The 14,213-nt window shown below is 58.4% G+C and carries 12 protein-coding genes and 1 pseudogene; 6 read left to right on the top strand and 7 right to left on the bottom strand.

Annotated features, from left to right (window positions below; genetic code table 11):
* Positions 1 to 98: 98 nt before the first annotated feature.
* Entirely contained in the window at positions 99 to 1,445 is a 1,347-nt protein-coding gene (locus tag GGR43_RS10475) for an anti-phage deoxyguanosine triphosphatase (protein WP_343054475.1), read from the top strand.
* Positions 1,446 to 1,841: 396 nt separating this feature from the next.
* On the opposite strand, the gene GGR43_RS10470 is transcribed toward GGR43_RS10475, so the two are convergent.
* On the bottom strand, positions 1,842 to 2,873 hold the full coding sequence (locus GGR43_RS10470; protein ID WP_188071892.1) for an IS110 family RNA-guided transposase: 1,032 nt from the start codon (positions 2,871 to 2,873) through the stop codon (positions 1,842 to 1,844).
* Positions 2,874 to 3,541: 668 nt separating this feature from the next.
* On the opposite strand from GGR43_RS10470, the gene GGR43_RS10465 reads away from it, so the two are divergent.
* Positions 3,542 to 4,666, top strand: a complete 1,125-nt coding sequence (locus GGR43_RS10465) for an IS5 family transposase (protein ID WP_188071891.1) — start codon at positions 3,542 to 3,544, stop codon at positions 4,664 to 4,666.
* A gap of 96 nt (positions 4,667 to 4,762) precedes the next feature.
* The gene (locus tag GGR43_RS10460; protein WP_188071890.1) at positions 4,763 to 5,656 is read left to right on the top strand and encodes a DNA-methyltransferase; all 894 of its coding nucleotides are present in this window, start codon (positions 4,763 to 4,765) and stop codon (positions 5,654 to 5,656) included.
* Positions 5,657 to 5,731: 75 nt separating this feature from the next.
* On the opposite strand, the gene tnpC is transcribed toward GGR43_RS10460, so the two are convergent.
* The 3 genes from tnpC to tnpA all read right to left on the bottom strand — a co-directional run bounded on the left by tnpC (position 5,732) and on the right by tnpA (position 8,166).
* A complete protein-coding gene (gene tnpC, locus GGR43_RS10455) occupies positions 5,732 to 7,348 on the bottom strand; it encodes an IS66 family transposase (protein ID WP_188071889.1) in 1,617 nt (538 codons plus the stop codon).
* A 72-nt stretch (positions 7,349 to 7,420) separates the two neighbouring features.
* A complete protein-coding gene (tnpB, locus tag GGR43_RS10450; RefSeq protein ID WP_188071888.1) occupies positions 7,421 to 7,771 on the bottom strand; it encodes an IS66 family insertion sequence element accessory protein TnpB in 351 nt (116 codons plus the stop codon).
* Entirely contained in the window at positions 7,768 to 8,166 is a 399-nt protein-coding gene (gene tnpA, locus GGR43_RS10445) for an IS66-like element accessory protein TnpA (RefSeq protein WP_223177392.1), read from the bottom strand. The genes tnpB and tnpA overlap by 4 nt, the downstream gene beginning before the upstream one ends.
* Positions 8,167 to 8,225: 59 nt before the next feature.
* Here tnpA and GGR43_RS23535 point away from each other — a divergent pair.
* A pseudogene (locus tag GGR43_RS23535) lies at positions 8,226 to 8,507 on the top strand (hypothetical protein); the annotation flags it as partial.
* A 105-nt stretch (positions 8,508 to 8,612) separates the two neighbouring features.
* Here GGR43_RS23535 and GGR43_RS10435 read toward each other — a convergent pair.
* On the bottom strand, positions 8,613 to 9,110 hold the full coding sequence (locus GGR43_RS10435) for a GntR family transcriptional regulator (protein ID WP_188071886.1): 498 nt from the start codon (positions 9,108 to 9,110) through the stop codon (positions 8,613 to 8,615).
* A 140-nt stretch (positions 9,111 to 9,250) separates the two neighbouring features.
* Here GGR43_RS10435 and GGR43_RS10430 point away from each other — a divergent pair, with 140 nt between their 5' ends.
* A complete protein-coding gene (locus GGR43_RS10430) occupies positions 9,251 to 10,072 on the top strand; it encodes an IS5 family transposase (RefSeq protein ID WP_188071885.1) in 822 nt (273 codons plus the stop codon).
* 22 nt (positions 10,073 to 10,094) lie between these two features.
* Here GGR43_RS10430 and GGR43_RS23945 read toward each other — a convergent pair whose 3' ends face one another.
* Positions 10,095 to 10,283 carry a GntR family transcriptional regulator gene (locus GGR43_RS23945; RefSeq protein ID WP_188071884.1) on the bottom strand — a complete coding sequence of 63 codons (189 nt, stop codon included), beginning with the start codon at positions 10,281 to 10,283 and terminating at the stop codon, positions 10,095 to 10,097.
* A 338-nt stretch (positions 10,284 to 10,621) separates the two neighbouring features.
* On the bottom strand, positions 10,622 to 11,554 hold the full coding sequence (locus GGR43_RS10420) for a VOC family protein (protein WP_188071883.1): 933 nt from the start codon (positions 11,552 to 11,554) through the stop codon (positions 10,622 to 10,624).
* Positions 11,555 to 11,978: 424 nt separating this feature from the next.
* Between GGR43_RS10420 and GGR43_RS10415 the strand changes: the two genes are divergently transcribed.
* Entirely contained in the window at positions 11,979 to 14,165 is a 2,187-nt protein-coding gene (locus GGR43_RS10415; RefSeq protein WP_175485423.1) for a TonB-dependent receptor, read from the top strand.
* Positions 14,166 to 14,213 lie beyond the last annotated feature (48 nt).

Here is a 14,213-nt window from a genome sequence, read left to right as displayed (position 1 = left end):
GGCGGCAGGCCCGCCCGGACGCCCCGCCGGTCGGGCCAAACCCGCGCTTCTCATATGCGGGCGGCGCTCTATGATGGGCCGCGACGGCATAAGGGGGCATGATGGTGATCTGGCTAGAGCGGCGGTCCGGCTGGACGAAGAAATCCCAGGACGCGCGGACGCCCGGCGATATCGATTATGGGCGGGTGATCCATTCCGCCTCGTTCAGGCGGTTGCAGGGCAAGACGCAGATCCTCAACCTGGGCGACAGCGACTTTTATCGCACAAGGCTGACCCATTCGCTGGAGGTCGCCCAGATCGCGGCGGGGATCGGTGCGCAGCTGCGCCACAATTTCCCCGGTCACGACGCGATCGGCTATGTGCCCGACCGCAGCATGATGCAGGCCATCGCCTGCACCCACGACCTCGGCCATCCGCCCTTCGGCCATGGCGGCGAGGTCGCGCTCAACTATTGCATGCGCGACCATGGCGGGTTCGAAGGGAACGGGCAGACCCTCCGCATTCTTTCAAGGCTGGAGAAATTCTCGGATGCCCATGGCGCGGACCTCTCCCGCGAGGCGCTGCTCGGCGTGCTGAAATATCCTATAGCCTATGGCGTCGCCGCAAATCCCGAAATCGTCCCGGCGATGCTCACCGGAACAAGCGGCGTCGCGTTGCTCGACCGCGACGCGTCCAAGCCGCCGAAATGCTATATGGACAGCGAGGCGGATATCGTCGCCTGGCTGCTCCAGCCGCTCTCCGATGGCGACCGGGCGCTTTTCCAGGCGTGCGACTTCAAGCCGGGCAAGCACGCCAGGGCGCGGCACAAATCCTTCGCGTGCAGCATCATGGACCTTGCCGACGACATCAGCTTCGGCATTCACGACATGGAGGACGCGCTGGCCCTGCGGCTGGTGGATCAGGCGGGCTTCCGCAAGCATGTGACGCCCGAAAGCTGCGAGGGCCTGCTCGACTATCTCAACTCGAACTATGCGGGCCAATATGGCAACGACGTCTATGAGGGCCTGATAGAGCGGATTTTCGCCGACGGTTCGAAGCGCAAGCACCAGATCAACCGCATCCTGAATTTCATCATTCCCAGCGTGGAAATCGCGGAAGCGCCGGAATTCGAGGAACCCCGCCTGCGCTATCGCGCCCGCCTGCCGGAGCCGGTGATGCGCTTCGTCGAGGCGGTGAAGGACTTCATCCGCGAGGAAGTCATCCTCAGCCCCAGCGTCCAACACCTCGAATTCAAGGGGCAGATGATGGTGATTTCGGTGTTCGAGGTACTGAAATCGGACCCGAAGAGCTTCCTGCCGCCCGACATTTTCGCCCGATACGAACGCAGCCCCAACCCGCTGCGCGACATCTGCGACTATGTCGCCGGCATGACCGACGCCTATCTGCTGAAAACCTACGAACGCCTGTTCGCACCGAGGATAGGGTCTGTTTTCGACAGGCTTTAGGTGCGGTGTTTGGGTTATGGTGCGCCAAGCTGGATAAAACCGACGAATATGAGTCGCCGTTCCTACTACGCTAGGGCCGCACTTCCCCGCATTGCCCTGCCATTCCCCGCCGCCATGCCCCGATTTACCGCTTGCATCCAAAGGGGCGTTCTCTAATCGCGCCTCCGCCGTCAATCTGTATCTTGATTGCTGCCCGCCCCGGGGTCACGGTTCTCTCCGCGGTCGGCAATGCCGCCGCAACATCTGGTACGAAGCCGAGGTGCTGCAAGGTCCGCAACGGGCTCTCTTGAGGATCAAGAGGCCCAAGGCCCTCTTGCGCAGTCACCTACATCCTCGCCCCATTGGGCAAGCATCCCATCCGGCAAAATGCCCGGATGGAATCAGAGACAGGTTGCGTCAGGCCGTTGCGGGATCCTCTGGCCAGCGGAACGTTTCACCCGAGCGCCAGATGCTGTGGAGAATTACCGACAGCTTGCGCGCCAGAGCGACCCGCGCCTTGCCATTGCCCGACCGTCTGGCGATCGCCTCTGCCCACTCCTTGAGCGGGGAGGCGCGCTTGATCCGCGCCAGGATCACGACAGCGGCTTCATACAGCAGCGTTCGGGTGAGAATGTCGCCGCACTTCGATATTCTTCCGCTGCGATCGACCTCGCCCGACTGATATTGCCGCGGCGTAAGCCCGCAATGCGCGCCGACAGACCGAGATCGGCGGAACCTGGCCGGATCCTCGACGGTGCTCACGTAGGCGAGCACAGACAATACGCCGATGCCAGGCACGCTCATCAGCAGCCTGCAGACTGGACTAGCCTTGACCAATACGCGCACGGCTTTGTCAAAGACAGCGATCTGCTCCCGCAACTGCCGCCAGGCGACGAGCATGGGTTGAACGACCGGCGCTACATCCGAACGATCAGTAAGCAAGGCTTCAACGCGCCGGTCGAATGGCAGACCGCGCATCGCGCCCGGCAGCAGACCAAATGTCTTCAGCACTCCGCGAATGTGGTTCGACAACCGCGTCGTCATGCCGACAAGTTGGGCACGGGCGCCGAGCAAAGCCCGTGCGCGGTGAGTGTCGAACGACTTCACGTGAACCGAACGATACCAGCCTGTGCGCATAATCTGTGCCAGTCCTTCGGCATCATTCTGGTCCGTTTTGTTGAGCTGCATCTTGAGGGCAGCACGTGCATGTCGTGCATCGAGGCACACAATATCGAAGCCTCGGTCGCGCAGCTCATGAACCAGCCACGGCGTCATCGGACCTGTCTCGATGCCGAGACGCGCTTCAGTGCCGGCCCGACGGCGCACCGCCACCTCAATCTGCTCTGGCGTCGAGCCGCATTGGTCTCGCCAAAGCCTTTGCCCCTGCGCATCGACGGCGCAGATCGCCGTCATCTTCTGCGACACGTCCAATCCAACGTAGTGAATCATGATAGCCTCCGATGGTCAAACCACCGGGCGAGCTCGCCCGGACCGCGACACTACCAGCGACTCATCGCGCGCCGCGATTACCGGATGTCCACAGATGTCGTTCGTTCACCGCGACATCGAGAAATCGGATTGGCTTGATTTGGGCCAATAGCCGGGGGGTAGCTTTTGGAACATTAGCTTACAAAGCAGCCTTTCATAGCGCCACCCCGCAAGGGGTCTCCCTGTAACTTACTAAATCCAGCGATGAGTGGTTACCTTGCAAATGCTGCGCGCGGCCATCTGCGAGCACCGTTCCCCGAAGGCCGCAGGTTCGATCCAGCGGGGCGCGCGCCAACCTCCAATCTAAGGTCATGTCGGTGGCGATCATTTCATTACTCCAGTAACATTCCGTTACAGGTGCCACAGGGGCCCTGTCCGTTTCTTGATTCGAAAGCGCTCAGCGACGCCGCGCGCATGATCGCGCTTGCAAAACGGATCCATTTCGTAGATCTAAGGAGCATGATGCCTGTAAAAACTGATCCGTTCTTGACGAACTCGGCCGCCTCGGCGATCGATGCGGTCCGCGCAGGATCGCCGTTTGTTGTCTTTAACAGGCTGCGGAAAAAGGAGCTTCCCTTGGGCCTGCCCAGGTGATTCGAGGTTCTTCTACTCAGGTGGAAGGATGTTAGATGCGCGGGGGAGATCACCGGAGCGAGGGTCTGTTTTCTTACGTGAGCTGTGAAGCTCGGGTTCCCGCAGACCACCCACTTCGTGCAATCCGCGCGATTGTCGACGAAGCTCTCGAGGTAATGTCGCCGGATTTCGACGGGATGTATTCTCGGATCGGCCGGCCGTCGATCCCGCCCGAGAAGCTGCTGCGTGCGCTGCTCCTGCAGGCCTTCTATACGATCCGCTCAGAACGCCAGCTGATGGAGCAGATGGATTATAACCTGCTCTTCCGCTGGTTCGTCGGTCTGTCGATGGACGCGCCGATCTGGGATGTGACGGTCTTCACCAAGAACCGCGAGAGGCTGCTGGGCGGTGATATTGCCGCCAGATTCTTAGCTGCCGTCCTGGGGCAATCTCGGATCCAGGCCCTTCTGTCAGACGACCACTTCTCAGTCGACGGCACCCTGATCGAAGCCTGGGCCAGCATGAAGAGCTTCAAGCCCAAGGACGGCAAGGCTTCGAACGGTGATGACGGCGGCGCTTCGGGTGCTGGGGGAAGTGAGCAAGCTAAGACCAATGGACGCAATACCGAGCGCGATTTTCATGGTGAGAAGCGAACCAACGCCACCCACACCTCCACCACCGATCCTGATGCCCGCTTATTCAAGAAGGCACGCGGCCAAGCCGCAAGACTGTGTCACATGGGCCATGTTCTAATGGAGAACCGGCATGGGCTGGTCGTCGACGCGACGCTCACTCATGCCACGGGAACGGCCGAACGGGAGGCCGCGCTGACCATGCTTTCTCGCATGAAAGGGCGACATCGCATCACGCTGGCGGCGGACAAGGCCTACGATACGGCCGGCTTCGTGGGCGCCTTACGCGACATTGGCGTTACGCCGCACGTAGCCCAGAACAATACCAACAGGCGATCCGCAATCGATGGGCGCACCACCCGGCACCCCGGCTACGCCGTTTCGATGCGGATCAGGAAAAGGATCGAAGAGGTCTTTGGCTGGGCCAAGACAAGCGGAAACCTGCGCAAGACCCGGCATCGCGGGCAGGACCGAGTAGGCTGGAACTTCACGCTGACCGCCGCGGCTTACAATCTGGTCAGGTTACCCAAGTTGCTGGCGACAGCGTAGCTATGCCTGAAATCCGCCGAATGCTGGGTTTTTGGCAGGCTGCACCGGCCACCAATGCCAATGCATCCGCGTGCTTGCCGCTAGAACCTCTCGACCGTGTCGATAAACCGGCCCGACGGAGGTCTTTTTCCGCGCCCTGTTAACGGTGACTGCGCCGCGCTGCTGGCCGAAATGGCCTCGGGCTGCGTGGATCTCTTCATCACTTCTCCCCCATATTTCATGGGGAAGTCATATGACCGGTCTTACCGCGTGGAGGACTTCTACAAGGACGTTCGCTCGATCGCGCCCGATTCTTCTCGCATCGTTCGGCCTGGCGGCAACATGGCGTGGCAGGTCGGCTACCACGTGACCGACAGCCACCTTCTCCCTCTCGATTTCGCGGTCCACGACGTGTTTCGAGCGGACGAGAGCATCAATCTGCGCAATCGCATAATCTGGCAGTTCGGTCACGGGACGCACGCAAAGCGCCGTTTCAGCGGCCGGCACGAGATGATTCTCTGGTATGGCAAGGGTAGCGACAGCTATTTCGATCTGGACGCCGTACGCGTGCCCCAAAAGTATCCCGGCAAGAAGCACTATAAGGGGCCACGAAAAGGCGAGTACAGTGGCAATCCCAATGGCAAAAACCCGTCTGATGTATGGGACATTCCGAACGTTAAGGCGAAGCACGTCGAAAAAACGGCACACCCTTGCCAATTTCCGATCGCCTTGGCACAGCGCCTAGTTCGAGCTCTTTCTCCGATCGGCGGGTTAGTATTTGACCCATTTAACGGCTCCGGGACAAGCGGCATCGCCGCATGCCTTGAAGGTCGGCAGTTCCTGGGCGCCGACACTTCCACCGAATTTTGCGAGATCGCGGTGGAGCGATATAGGCAACTTCAAACAGAGACACTGCCCTATCGACCCATCGACCGGCCCATCCTTCAACCCACTGGCAAGGAGGCTGTGGCGAAGACTCCACCTCACTTCGCTTTTCGAGAACAGGATTAAACGTAAGCGTTGCACCGTCACGCCATGGGGATTTCAACGTCCTGAGCGTTTATTGAGGGGTTTGGACGTCGGAGTTCAGGCGGCGAGAGCGACCTGGTCATCAGATTTTGGCGCCCAATTCCACGGCATCAGCTCGTCCCAGCGCGAGGCTGGCCAGTCATCCGCGATCTTTTCCATGACGTCGGCGATGTAGGCTTCTGGTTCAACGCCACAGGATTTGCATGTCTCAATAATACTCAGTATTTTTGCAGCACGCTTGCCGCCTTCTTCCGAACCGGCAAAAAGCCAGTTGCGTCTTCCAATGGTAATTCCACGAATCGAACGCTCAGCGATCAGGTTATCGATCTCGAGTTCGCCATTGTAGAGGAAGCGGTTGAACGCGCGCCATCGCTTGAGACCGTAATTAAGCGCGGTTGCTGTGTCGCTGCGCCCGGACATCTGGGCGAGTTGCTTCTTTGCGAACCGGCCCAGTCCTCTGACCAAGGATCGGGATCGCGTTCGCCGGACCGCAAGCCGTTCAGCGGCAGGCATGCAGCGTATCTCCTCCTCGATCTTGTAGATTTGCTGGACGCGCGCGAGGAACCCGGTGGTGGTGTCGGTCGGCTGGGCCTCGTGCAGATCGAAGAGCTTGCGCCGCCAATGCGCGAAGCATCCCACTTCATGAATCCCGCGGCCGTAGAGCCGATTGTACCCAGCAAAGCCGTCTGCTTGCAGATAACCTCGAAAATCCCCCAGTTCCTGTTCGACATTCTCGCCGGCGCGTCCGGTCGTGAACCGGAACCAGACGATCGGCGGCTCGGTCGAGCCGGAGTTGCGATCGTCGGCGACATAGGTCCACAGAAACGCCTTGTGGGTCTTGCCGGTACCGGGATCGAGCATCGGGATGCGCGTGTCGTCGGTGTGCAGAATGTTCCGCTTGCGACCAAGTTCGCGCAGGCGGTTGTAGATCGGATCGAGGAGATGGGCAGCATATCCGGCGCTGCGTGCCAGGGTCGAGCGGTCCATCTCGACGCCCTTGGCCGCCATCATCGCCGACTGGCGGTAGAAAGGCAGATGATAGCCCCACTTGGCGACGATGATGTGCGCGAGCGTGGTGAAGGTGAGTTTGCCCTTGGCGATCGGCTTAGGCGGCGGGGCCGCCTGGATGATCTTGTCGCAGGTGCGGCAGCTGTACTTCGGCCGGATAGTCTGCAGCACCTCCCAGACCTGGCTCACTAGGTCGAGCATCTCGTCGTTGTCCTCGCCGACCAGGCGCAAGCCGCTGCCGCAATCGGGGCAGCAGCTTGCGCTCTTGGGTTCGCGCACGACGGTTCGCCGCTTGAGTGTGTCGGAAAGCCTGCGATCGCGCGGTTTTGCAGGCTTGGCAGCCTGGACGGCAGGTGCCTCTTTGGGCTCGCCCTTCGCGCTCTCCGACTGGTCGGCTTCGAGGTCTTCAATGCCCAGCCGAAGCTGTTCGAGCTTCTCCGACGAGGTGCCGAACCGCTTGCGTAGAAGCTTGTGGACGCGCAGCTCCAGCTTCTCGATGCACAATGCTGTGATCTTCTTCTCGGCCTCGGCCTGACGCAGTTTGTCCTGGGCGTCGGCGATGATCTGAACCTGGCGAAAAATGGTGGCATCGCGCTGGGCCAGGGCCGCTTCGAGAGCAGCGATTTTAGCGCTTTGGTCGGCGCTTAGAGGGGCCCTGTTCGCCACCTCGAATCTATATCAGAGGTCCCCGTGCCGCCCAAGCAAAAACCTCGGAAAACTACGGAAAACACGCACAAACTACCCAGCCAATCGCGGTCTGAGCGTGCGCGACGGTGCGCGCCAGTCCACGCCGTCGAGAAGTAGCGCGAGGTCAGCCTTCGAAAGCGCTACCGCGACCCGTTCCTTGGCGCTCGGCCACACGAAATGGCCCGCGTCCAGGCGCTTGGTGAACAGCGCGAACCCCTGGTCGTCGTGAGCCAAAATCTTCACGACATGCCCTTTACGTCCTCTGAAGCAAAACACGGCGCCGGTGTGGGGATCCATGGAGAGCGCCTGCTGCACGAGGCGGGATAATCCCTGGATCCCGTTCCGCATGTCGGTGACGCCACAGCACAGATAGATCCGGTTGGTCGGCACCACCGTAATCATCGGTTCAGCGCCTCCAGGATCAACGTCAGCGTTCCCGGGTCGGCGGCGCCATCGACGCGCATCTCCACGCCCGACGGAAAGGCGATTACGATGGCGCTGTTCTCTGCGTAATCGGCCAAACCGGACGGTAGGGGCGCTGGCGGGGAATCCGCCGCCACCTCGACCCGGACGAACGCCGGCGTCACGTCCGTCTCGCTCAGTTCGCCGGCCAACAACTGCCGGCGCCAACCATAAATCTGTGAGGACTTGATCCCGAAGCACTGGGCCACTTCAGAAACTGACGTGCCCGGCTGCATCGCCATCTCCACCAGCGCCCGCTTCTCCGCGTGCGAGCGTCGGCGACGGGGGGCACTTCGCGCCAAGCCATCCGCGCCTCCGGACTGTTCCAATGTCATGCCGCCCATGCTGCATCGTCAGCGCCCCATTACCAAGGCCGGTTCGTGCAGCGCTTACGACCTATTTCTTCCACCGCAAGAACATCAACGCCAAGGGCGAGCCGCAGTCGTGGACCGACGATCTGCTGAACGGCAAGGAAGAGGCGATCGACGTGTCGAGGGTCGCCGTGTCGATGAACGGCATCGAATTGCAGAACCGCGAGTTCGTCGCGGCGATCCGCGAGAGCCGGGAGCCCAATGCCAGCGTCGCGCAAGTCCTGTCGTGCTACCGTGTCCCCGATGTGCTGGAGAAGCAACTCGACGCGACGCGCGACCCATCACATTTGGACCTTCAGCCGTGAGTCGAGTGAACGCTTGCAATTCACAGGGGTGCCCAAGATAATCGTATTAAGCCGCGCCTAGTGATGTGTCGCAGGGGCAGTTTTCAGAGAAACATAAAATAGAATCTATACGCGAACTCTGAATTCGTCATCTTCTGATTCTAGAGCCAGATCAAGTATTTTTGTTATGTGGGCATTACTTAACGTGACAGCACGTTCTACGTCACGGTCGAGTACTGCCTCCATAATTTGACGATGTTCTTCCTCTATTTTTGAATGTCGTGGTGCCACCAATGCCCGATATCTTGTCGTAAGATCGAATAGCCGGTCGTTAAAATCCGTCAACCATCGAGATCCGCATGCTGCGATAAGCGCTTGATGAAAGTGGCGATGAGCCACCTCGATTTCTGGATTCAAAGTAGATTCAGAGCCGTCCAGCATCTTTGGCGTGCGAGATAGCCTGAAATGCGCGACAATTACTGCCTCATCTGTAGAATCGGTAGCATTTTCAATTGCCTCTCTAAATATGATTTCATTCAAAAGACACCGGGAGCGAATCATATCTTTCAGTTTTTTTTGGCTGAATTTTGGTACGCGAAAGCCTTTCTGATCGATCTGTTGCACAAAACCTTCGGCCGACAGGCGGTTGAGGACTTCTCTTAGTGTCTGATCCGAAATTAAGGTGAGTGGTATCAGCAGGTTAGCTTGACGGCTCGGCCTGTCATTGATTCATGGGTTTTGCGAAAAACTACCAAGGATCAACGATGTGGACCGATACCACTCGCGCGCTTCATGCGCGACGCGGGCTGATTTTGCCAAGTGATTTGACGAATGCCGAGTGGTTGGTGCTGGAGCCGCTGCTGCCGTCCGCCTCGCATGTGGGGCGGCCTCGCAAATGGCCGATGCGCCGGATTGTCGAAGCGATGCTTTACCTGCTGCGTGGTGGCTTGCCATGGCGGATGCTGCCCCCATGCTTTCCGCCGGTCTCGACGGTGCGGCGCTGGTTTTACCTCTGGCGCGACAACGGCCTGTGGCTGACGATGAACCATGTGCTGCTCATGGCTTCGCGCGAGATGACGGGCCGCGAGGCCTCGCCGTCGGCGGGTGTGATCGACAGCCAGAGCATCAAAACCACGGAAAGTGGCGGTCCTTGCGGCTATGACGCTGGCAAGAAGGTGAAAGGCCGCAAGCGCCATATCCTGACCGACACCGAGGGAAACCTGGTGCATGCCGTGATCCACACCGCTGACATTCAGGACCGCGATGGTGCGCCGATGGTGCTGCGCGAAATCATCCGGCGCTTTCCGTGGTTGCGGCACGTCTTCGCCGATGGCGGCTATGCTGGCGACAAACTCCGGGAGGCTCTGCGGCGAATTGGGAAATGGACCGTCGAAATCATCAAGCGGTCAGACACCGCCAAAGGCTTCAAGGTGCTGCCCCGCAGATGGGTTGTTGAACGCACGCTGGCATGGCTCAACCGGAACCGACGCCTCGCCAAGGACTTCGAGCAAACCATCGCATCGGCAACGGCGTGGCTTTTCATCGCATCCATTCAACTCTTCACGCGCCGCATCGCAAGGGCATGAAATAACGCCGAATAATTATGAATCAGGCACTTATAGGCGTCGCACCCGTGCCATAACGCTCCTGCAACGCGCGTATTCCAAGGCGCACCCCGGCTGGGAATACGCCGGATAGCAAGTCGGCCCGAAGGGATTGATAAACTGAGGAGGTCAAATTAGGTAGCTTGTCGTCCCCAAGCCCTTCGGTTGGTGGAACTAGTGACAGACGTGGCATCGCTGAAATCCCGTTTGTGGATATTTTGTCGATATTACCCTGCTGTGTAGACTTTTGAAAGGGTGGCAACCTTACATCAGCTGTGGATAGGTAGTCGTCTCGGCATTTCTCCCGCTAACCGCGCAATGCCTGCAAACCGAAGCGCTTTCCTCGTGCCTTCAGGGCATGGATCATGGCTTCCATCAGTTAATGCTGTTTGCGTTCAATGGATGATCCAGAGCGATCGCACCGCTCTTTACGTTGAGGTTGTGGCGTCAATCCAAAGTTACGACTGTGATCCCATTGTTAGCTCGAAGCTCCAGCACGTCTTCATCCTCGATCTTTCCCTGAGATTTCCGCTATCCGACCATGTCTGCCGGAGCTCCTGGACCCCACTGAATACCGACCATTGTTGCAATGTCGGCTTTGTGGGTGGGCTCTGCTGCATCGAACTTGTCACCATCAGTCCAATGTTCGACGATATGACCCCATGGATCACTCCAGTAGTCGAAAACCTGACTGCCGAGGATATGTCGCCCGACGCCCCAGCGGTGCCGATAATTTCGGCTTGCCAGAAATTCTCCGCCCACCATCAGGTCGTCAAAATCGGCGACTTCAAAAGCCGCGTGGTGGAACGCGCTCCTCCCGTCCGGAAACTGGCCGAAATTCAAGGCGTGATGGTCGGATGGCTCATTTCCCCTGTCGAGCCGAATGAACAAGGCAACGCGTGCCTGATCTTCGGCGACCACCTCATCGGATATCGTGAGCCGGAACCGCTCAGCATACCAGTCCCACGTCCGGTTGATATCGGCTACGGCGTGTACCATGTGACCAAGGCGGACCACCGTGGATGGCGATGGGGCGACTCGCCGGGCGACTGTTCCTCGCGCAAGGCTTTCGCTCGTGTTCCACGCCTGCAAAGCGGGAAAAGGCGGGTTATCGGCTGCTGGAGCCCTGGCGACGACATCGATCTCGAAGCCATCGGGGTCACGTAGGCGGACGAACGATCCACCACCGGGCTCGTCGGTCATGGTTTGAATGGGAACGCCGTCGCGTTCGGCAAGGATATGCAAGCCATCCTGATCCTCGGCCTCAAAACCAAAGCCCCTGTAAGCAGGTTCGCCGAGTTCCGTCACATGAATGAAGGGCGCCGCTCCACACCCCCTCATCCACAACCGCTGAGGTGACCGTCCTGCCACGGTGAGGCCAAAATCTGTCAGAAAGTCCTGCATGGCATCGAGCTCCGGCGCCGAGAACCGGGCGTAGGCAATGTCCCGAACATTAATAGCCATTGAATCCACTCTCCCATCTGCCACCGACTCGGTGTTGCATATTTTATCGATAAAATAGCTTTCATGATTAGTATGTCGATCAAATTTGGCAAGCCCATCTGTGAGACAGTTTTGCTCGGCCGAGCAAGTCATGGCCTTAGCCCTATCTCAAACGCGCGCCTGGAATCTGCCTTGAGGCTTATGGGCTGACCTCCCGAACTCCCCTGAGTGAGCTGCGGCGCGATCGGTTAAGCGGCGGAACGCCGGAGCTTGAAAGATCGCGCCAACCTAAAACATCGATAAAATGAATTTTTACATTGACTCATCGATATGTTTGCCTATTCCTCATTGCTGTCGAGAGGCGAGGCCGTTGGCCCACGCCATAAAAGAAAGGCAAGGAGGAGGGGGAGATGCGAAAACAACTACATGTGCGAGCGGAGATTCCATGCTGGTCGTTGCGGCGTTCGGCGCCGGTGCGGCGGCGGCTCAAACTGCCGATACGCAGACAGTCGAAGCACTGGCTGAGTCGCAGAACGCGCAGTCCGAAAGTGGGCTCCAGGACATCGTCGTGACGGCACAAAGGCGCTCGGAATCAGCTCAAACGGTACCGATCTCGGTGGCGGCATTCAGCGCAGAGTCGCTAGCTGCGAGTGGCACGAAGGCGACAACCGACCTTTCAAGTCTCGTTACAGGCTTGACCGTGACGCCAGTTGGTGCTCGGCAGCCGCTCTATCTTCGCGGCGTTGGGAATTCGAACATCGCGGCCTCGCCCGCAGTGTTGCTGTTCGTAGATGGCGTATATCAACCTTTCAACATCGGTTCGCAATCGTTCAGCGATATCGCGAGCATAGAAGTTGCCAAGGGGCCGCAGGGCACTTTGTTCGGCCGCAATGCTACCGGTGGTGTCATTCAAGTTGCGACCAGGGATCCGTCGTCCGATCCTACCGGAGAATTTCAAATCGGATATGGCAATTACGATACGCTGTCAGGCAAAGCCTATCTTGCAGGGGCTCTGACATCATCTGTCCGTGCAAGCCTGGCTGGCTTCTACGAGAACCAGAGTGACGGTTGGGGCAGGAGTATTGCCACGGGCGAGGATATCTTCAAAAGCAAGAGCGTAGGGGTGCGCGGTAAGGTGGTTATCGACGTGTCGGACCTGACGTCGATAACCCTGGCGGCCGACTACACCTACAGTCGGGGCAACTCCGGGTCAGCGGTAGCTCAAGCTATCGGTGGAACCGGTTTTCTCTTCGACTACGTATCTGGAACAAAATACAGTTTGAGCCCGTACGACGTCAATGCCAATTATACGCCGCTTTATACCAGTAAAGAAGGTGGCGCGAGCATAACCGTCAAATCAGAAGTTGGTGCAGTTGATCTTCTTTCGATCACCTCGTGGCGGAAAAATCGTTCGTATACACAGGTCGACTATGATGGATCAGCGGCGCCCTTCTTCGATCTTTCACGCCATGATGAATCTACGGCGGTAACCCAGGAATTCCAGGCAAAGTCTCAAGGTGACTCTAAACTGAGCTGGGTTGCAGGGTTATTCTACTATCACAATGATAGTACGCTCACACCATTTCGTTTTGGGGGTGTCGGTGCGACTGCCGTGTTCGGCGCGCCTCTAGGCTCTCCCTATGACATTTTTGCGTTCGACACTGTCAACGCCTATGCCGCCTATGCCCAGGCTACGGCGGAAATTTTCCCCGATACACGTCTCACGCTCGGCGCACGCTACACCATCGAGAAGCACGAGCAGAACGGTTATGTTGAGGCGGGATCAGTAGTTCCCGGAACAACGGGGCGACAGTCGAAAACCTTCAGGAAGCCGTCGTTCCGAGCGTCGCTCGATCACCGTTTCGGACGCGATCTTATGATCTATGCGTCCTATAATCGGAGCTTCAATGCCGGATATTTCAACACGGCAAGTGTTGGAGGTTTTACTGCAGCCGCCAATCCGGGAGTCAAGCCGGAGACAATCGATGCATATGAGGTCGGCTTTAAGAGCGAGTTGTTCGACCGGCATGTGCGATTTAATTTGTCTGCTTTCCGTTATGATTACGCGAACCTTCAGCAGCAGATTTTTCGCAACGGCGCGCTGGCCACAGTCAATGCGGCCTCCGCCCGCATTCAGGGCGTAGATGCCGAAGTGCAGGTACGACTCCTGGGCAAACTGGATATCGCCTTGTCTGCCGAGTATCTGGATCCAAAGTATGAATCGTATCCTGACGGGCCCATGTATAGTTACGCGCCTATAGGAGCGCTTATTCTGTCATCGGGAGATGCCAAAGGTTACTCTACGCCAAATGCTCCTCATTTCAGTTTTAACGCGAGCGTAAACTACGCGATATTGTCGGATATCGGCCGATTCAATGCGTCGGCATCCCTTAATTATCGTGGAGATACCTATGGGGATTCATTTGAACGATTCAAGTTGAAGAACCGCTACCTGGCTAACGCGAGCCTGAAGTGGACGTCATTGGATGACAAGACGTCGGTCACACTCTGGGGGAAGAACCTCTTCAACGAGATATATGATGAGGCTTACTCCATGCTGGACCCTGTGGGGCCAGCAGGTACGCCAGGTGCGCCCAGGACTTACGGAGTGACGATCGGGCGGAATTTCTGACCGGGATGGTCCGACGCGTTTCTCGTTTGTCACGCGACGGCAAGCAGT

The organism is Sphingobium jiangsuense, assembly GCF_014196495.1.
GTDB classification, from domain to species: domain Bacteria; phylum Pseudomonadota; class Alphaproteobacteria; order Sphingomonadales; family Sphingomonadaceae; genus Sphingobium; species Sphingobium jiangsuense.
Note: the sequence above shows the minus strand (reverse complement) of the source record. Positions and strands in the feature narration are given on the sequence as shown.

Coding starts and splice junctions, on each gene's coding strand:
- GGR43_RS23945 (WP_188071884.1), bottom strand. CDS start 10,283: ATGCCACGTCTGTCACTAGTTCCACCAACCGAAGGGCTTGGGGACGAC.
- GGR43_RS10470 (WP_188071892.1), bottom strand. CDS start 2,873: ATGATTCACTACGTTGGATTGGACGTGTCGCAGAAGATGACGGCGATC.
- GGR43_RS10420 (WP_188071883.1), bottom strand. CDS start 11,554: ATGGCTATTAATGTTCGGGACATTGCCTACGCCCGGTTCTCGGCGCCG.
- GGR43_RS10430 (WP_188071885.1), top strand. CDS start 9,251: ATGTGGACCGATACCACTCGCGCGCTTCATGCGCGACGCGGGCTGATT.
- tnpA (WP_223177392.1), bottom strand. CDS start 8,166: ATGACATTGGAACAGTCCGGAGGCGCGGATGGCTTGGCGCGAAGTGCC.
- tnpB (WP_188071888.1), bottom strand. CDS start 7,771: ATGATTACGGTGGTGCCGACCAACCGGATCTATCTGTGCTGTGGCGTC.
- GGR43_RS10475 (WP_343054475.1), top strand. CDS start 99: ATGATGGTGATCTGGCTAGAGCGGCGGTCCGGCTGGACGAAGAAATCC.
- GGR43_RS10415 (WP_175485423.1), top strand. CDS start 11,979: ATGCTGGTCGTTGCGGCGTTCGGCGCCGGTGCGGCGGCGGCTCAAACT.
- GGR43_RS10465 (WP_188071891.1), top strand. CDS start 3,542: ATGCGCGGGGGAGATCACCGGAGCGAGGGTCTGTTTTCTTACGTGAGC.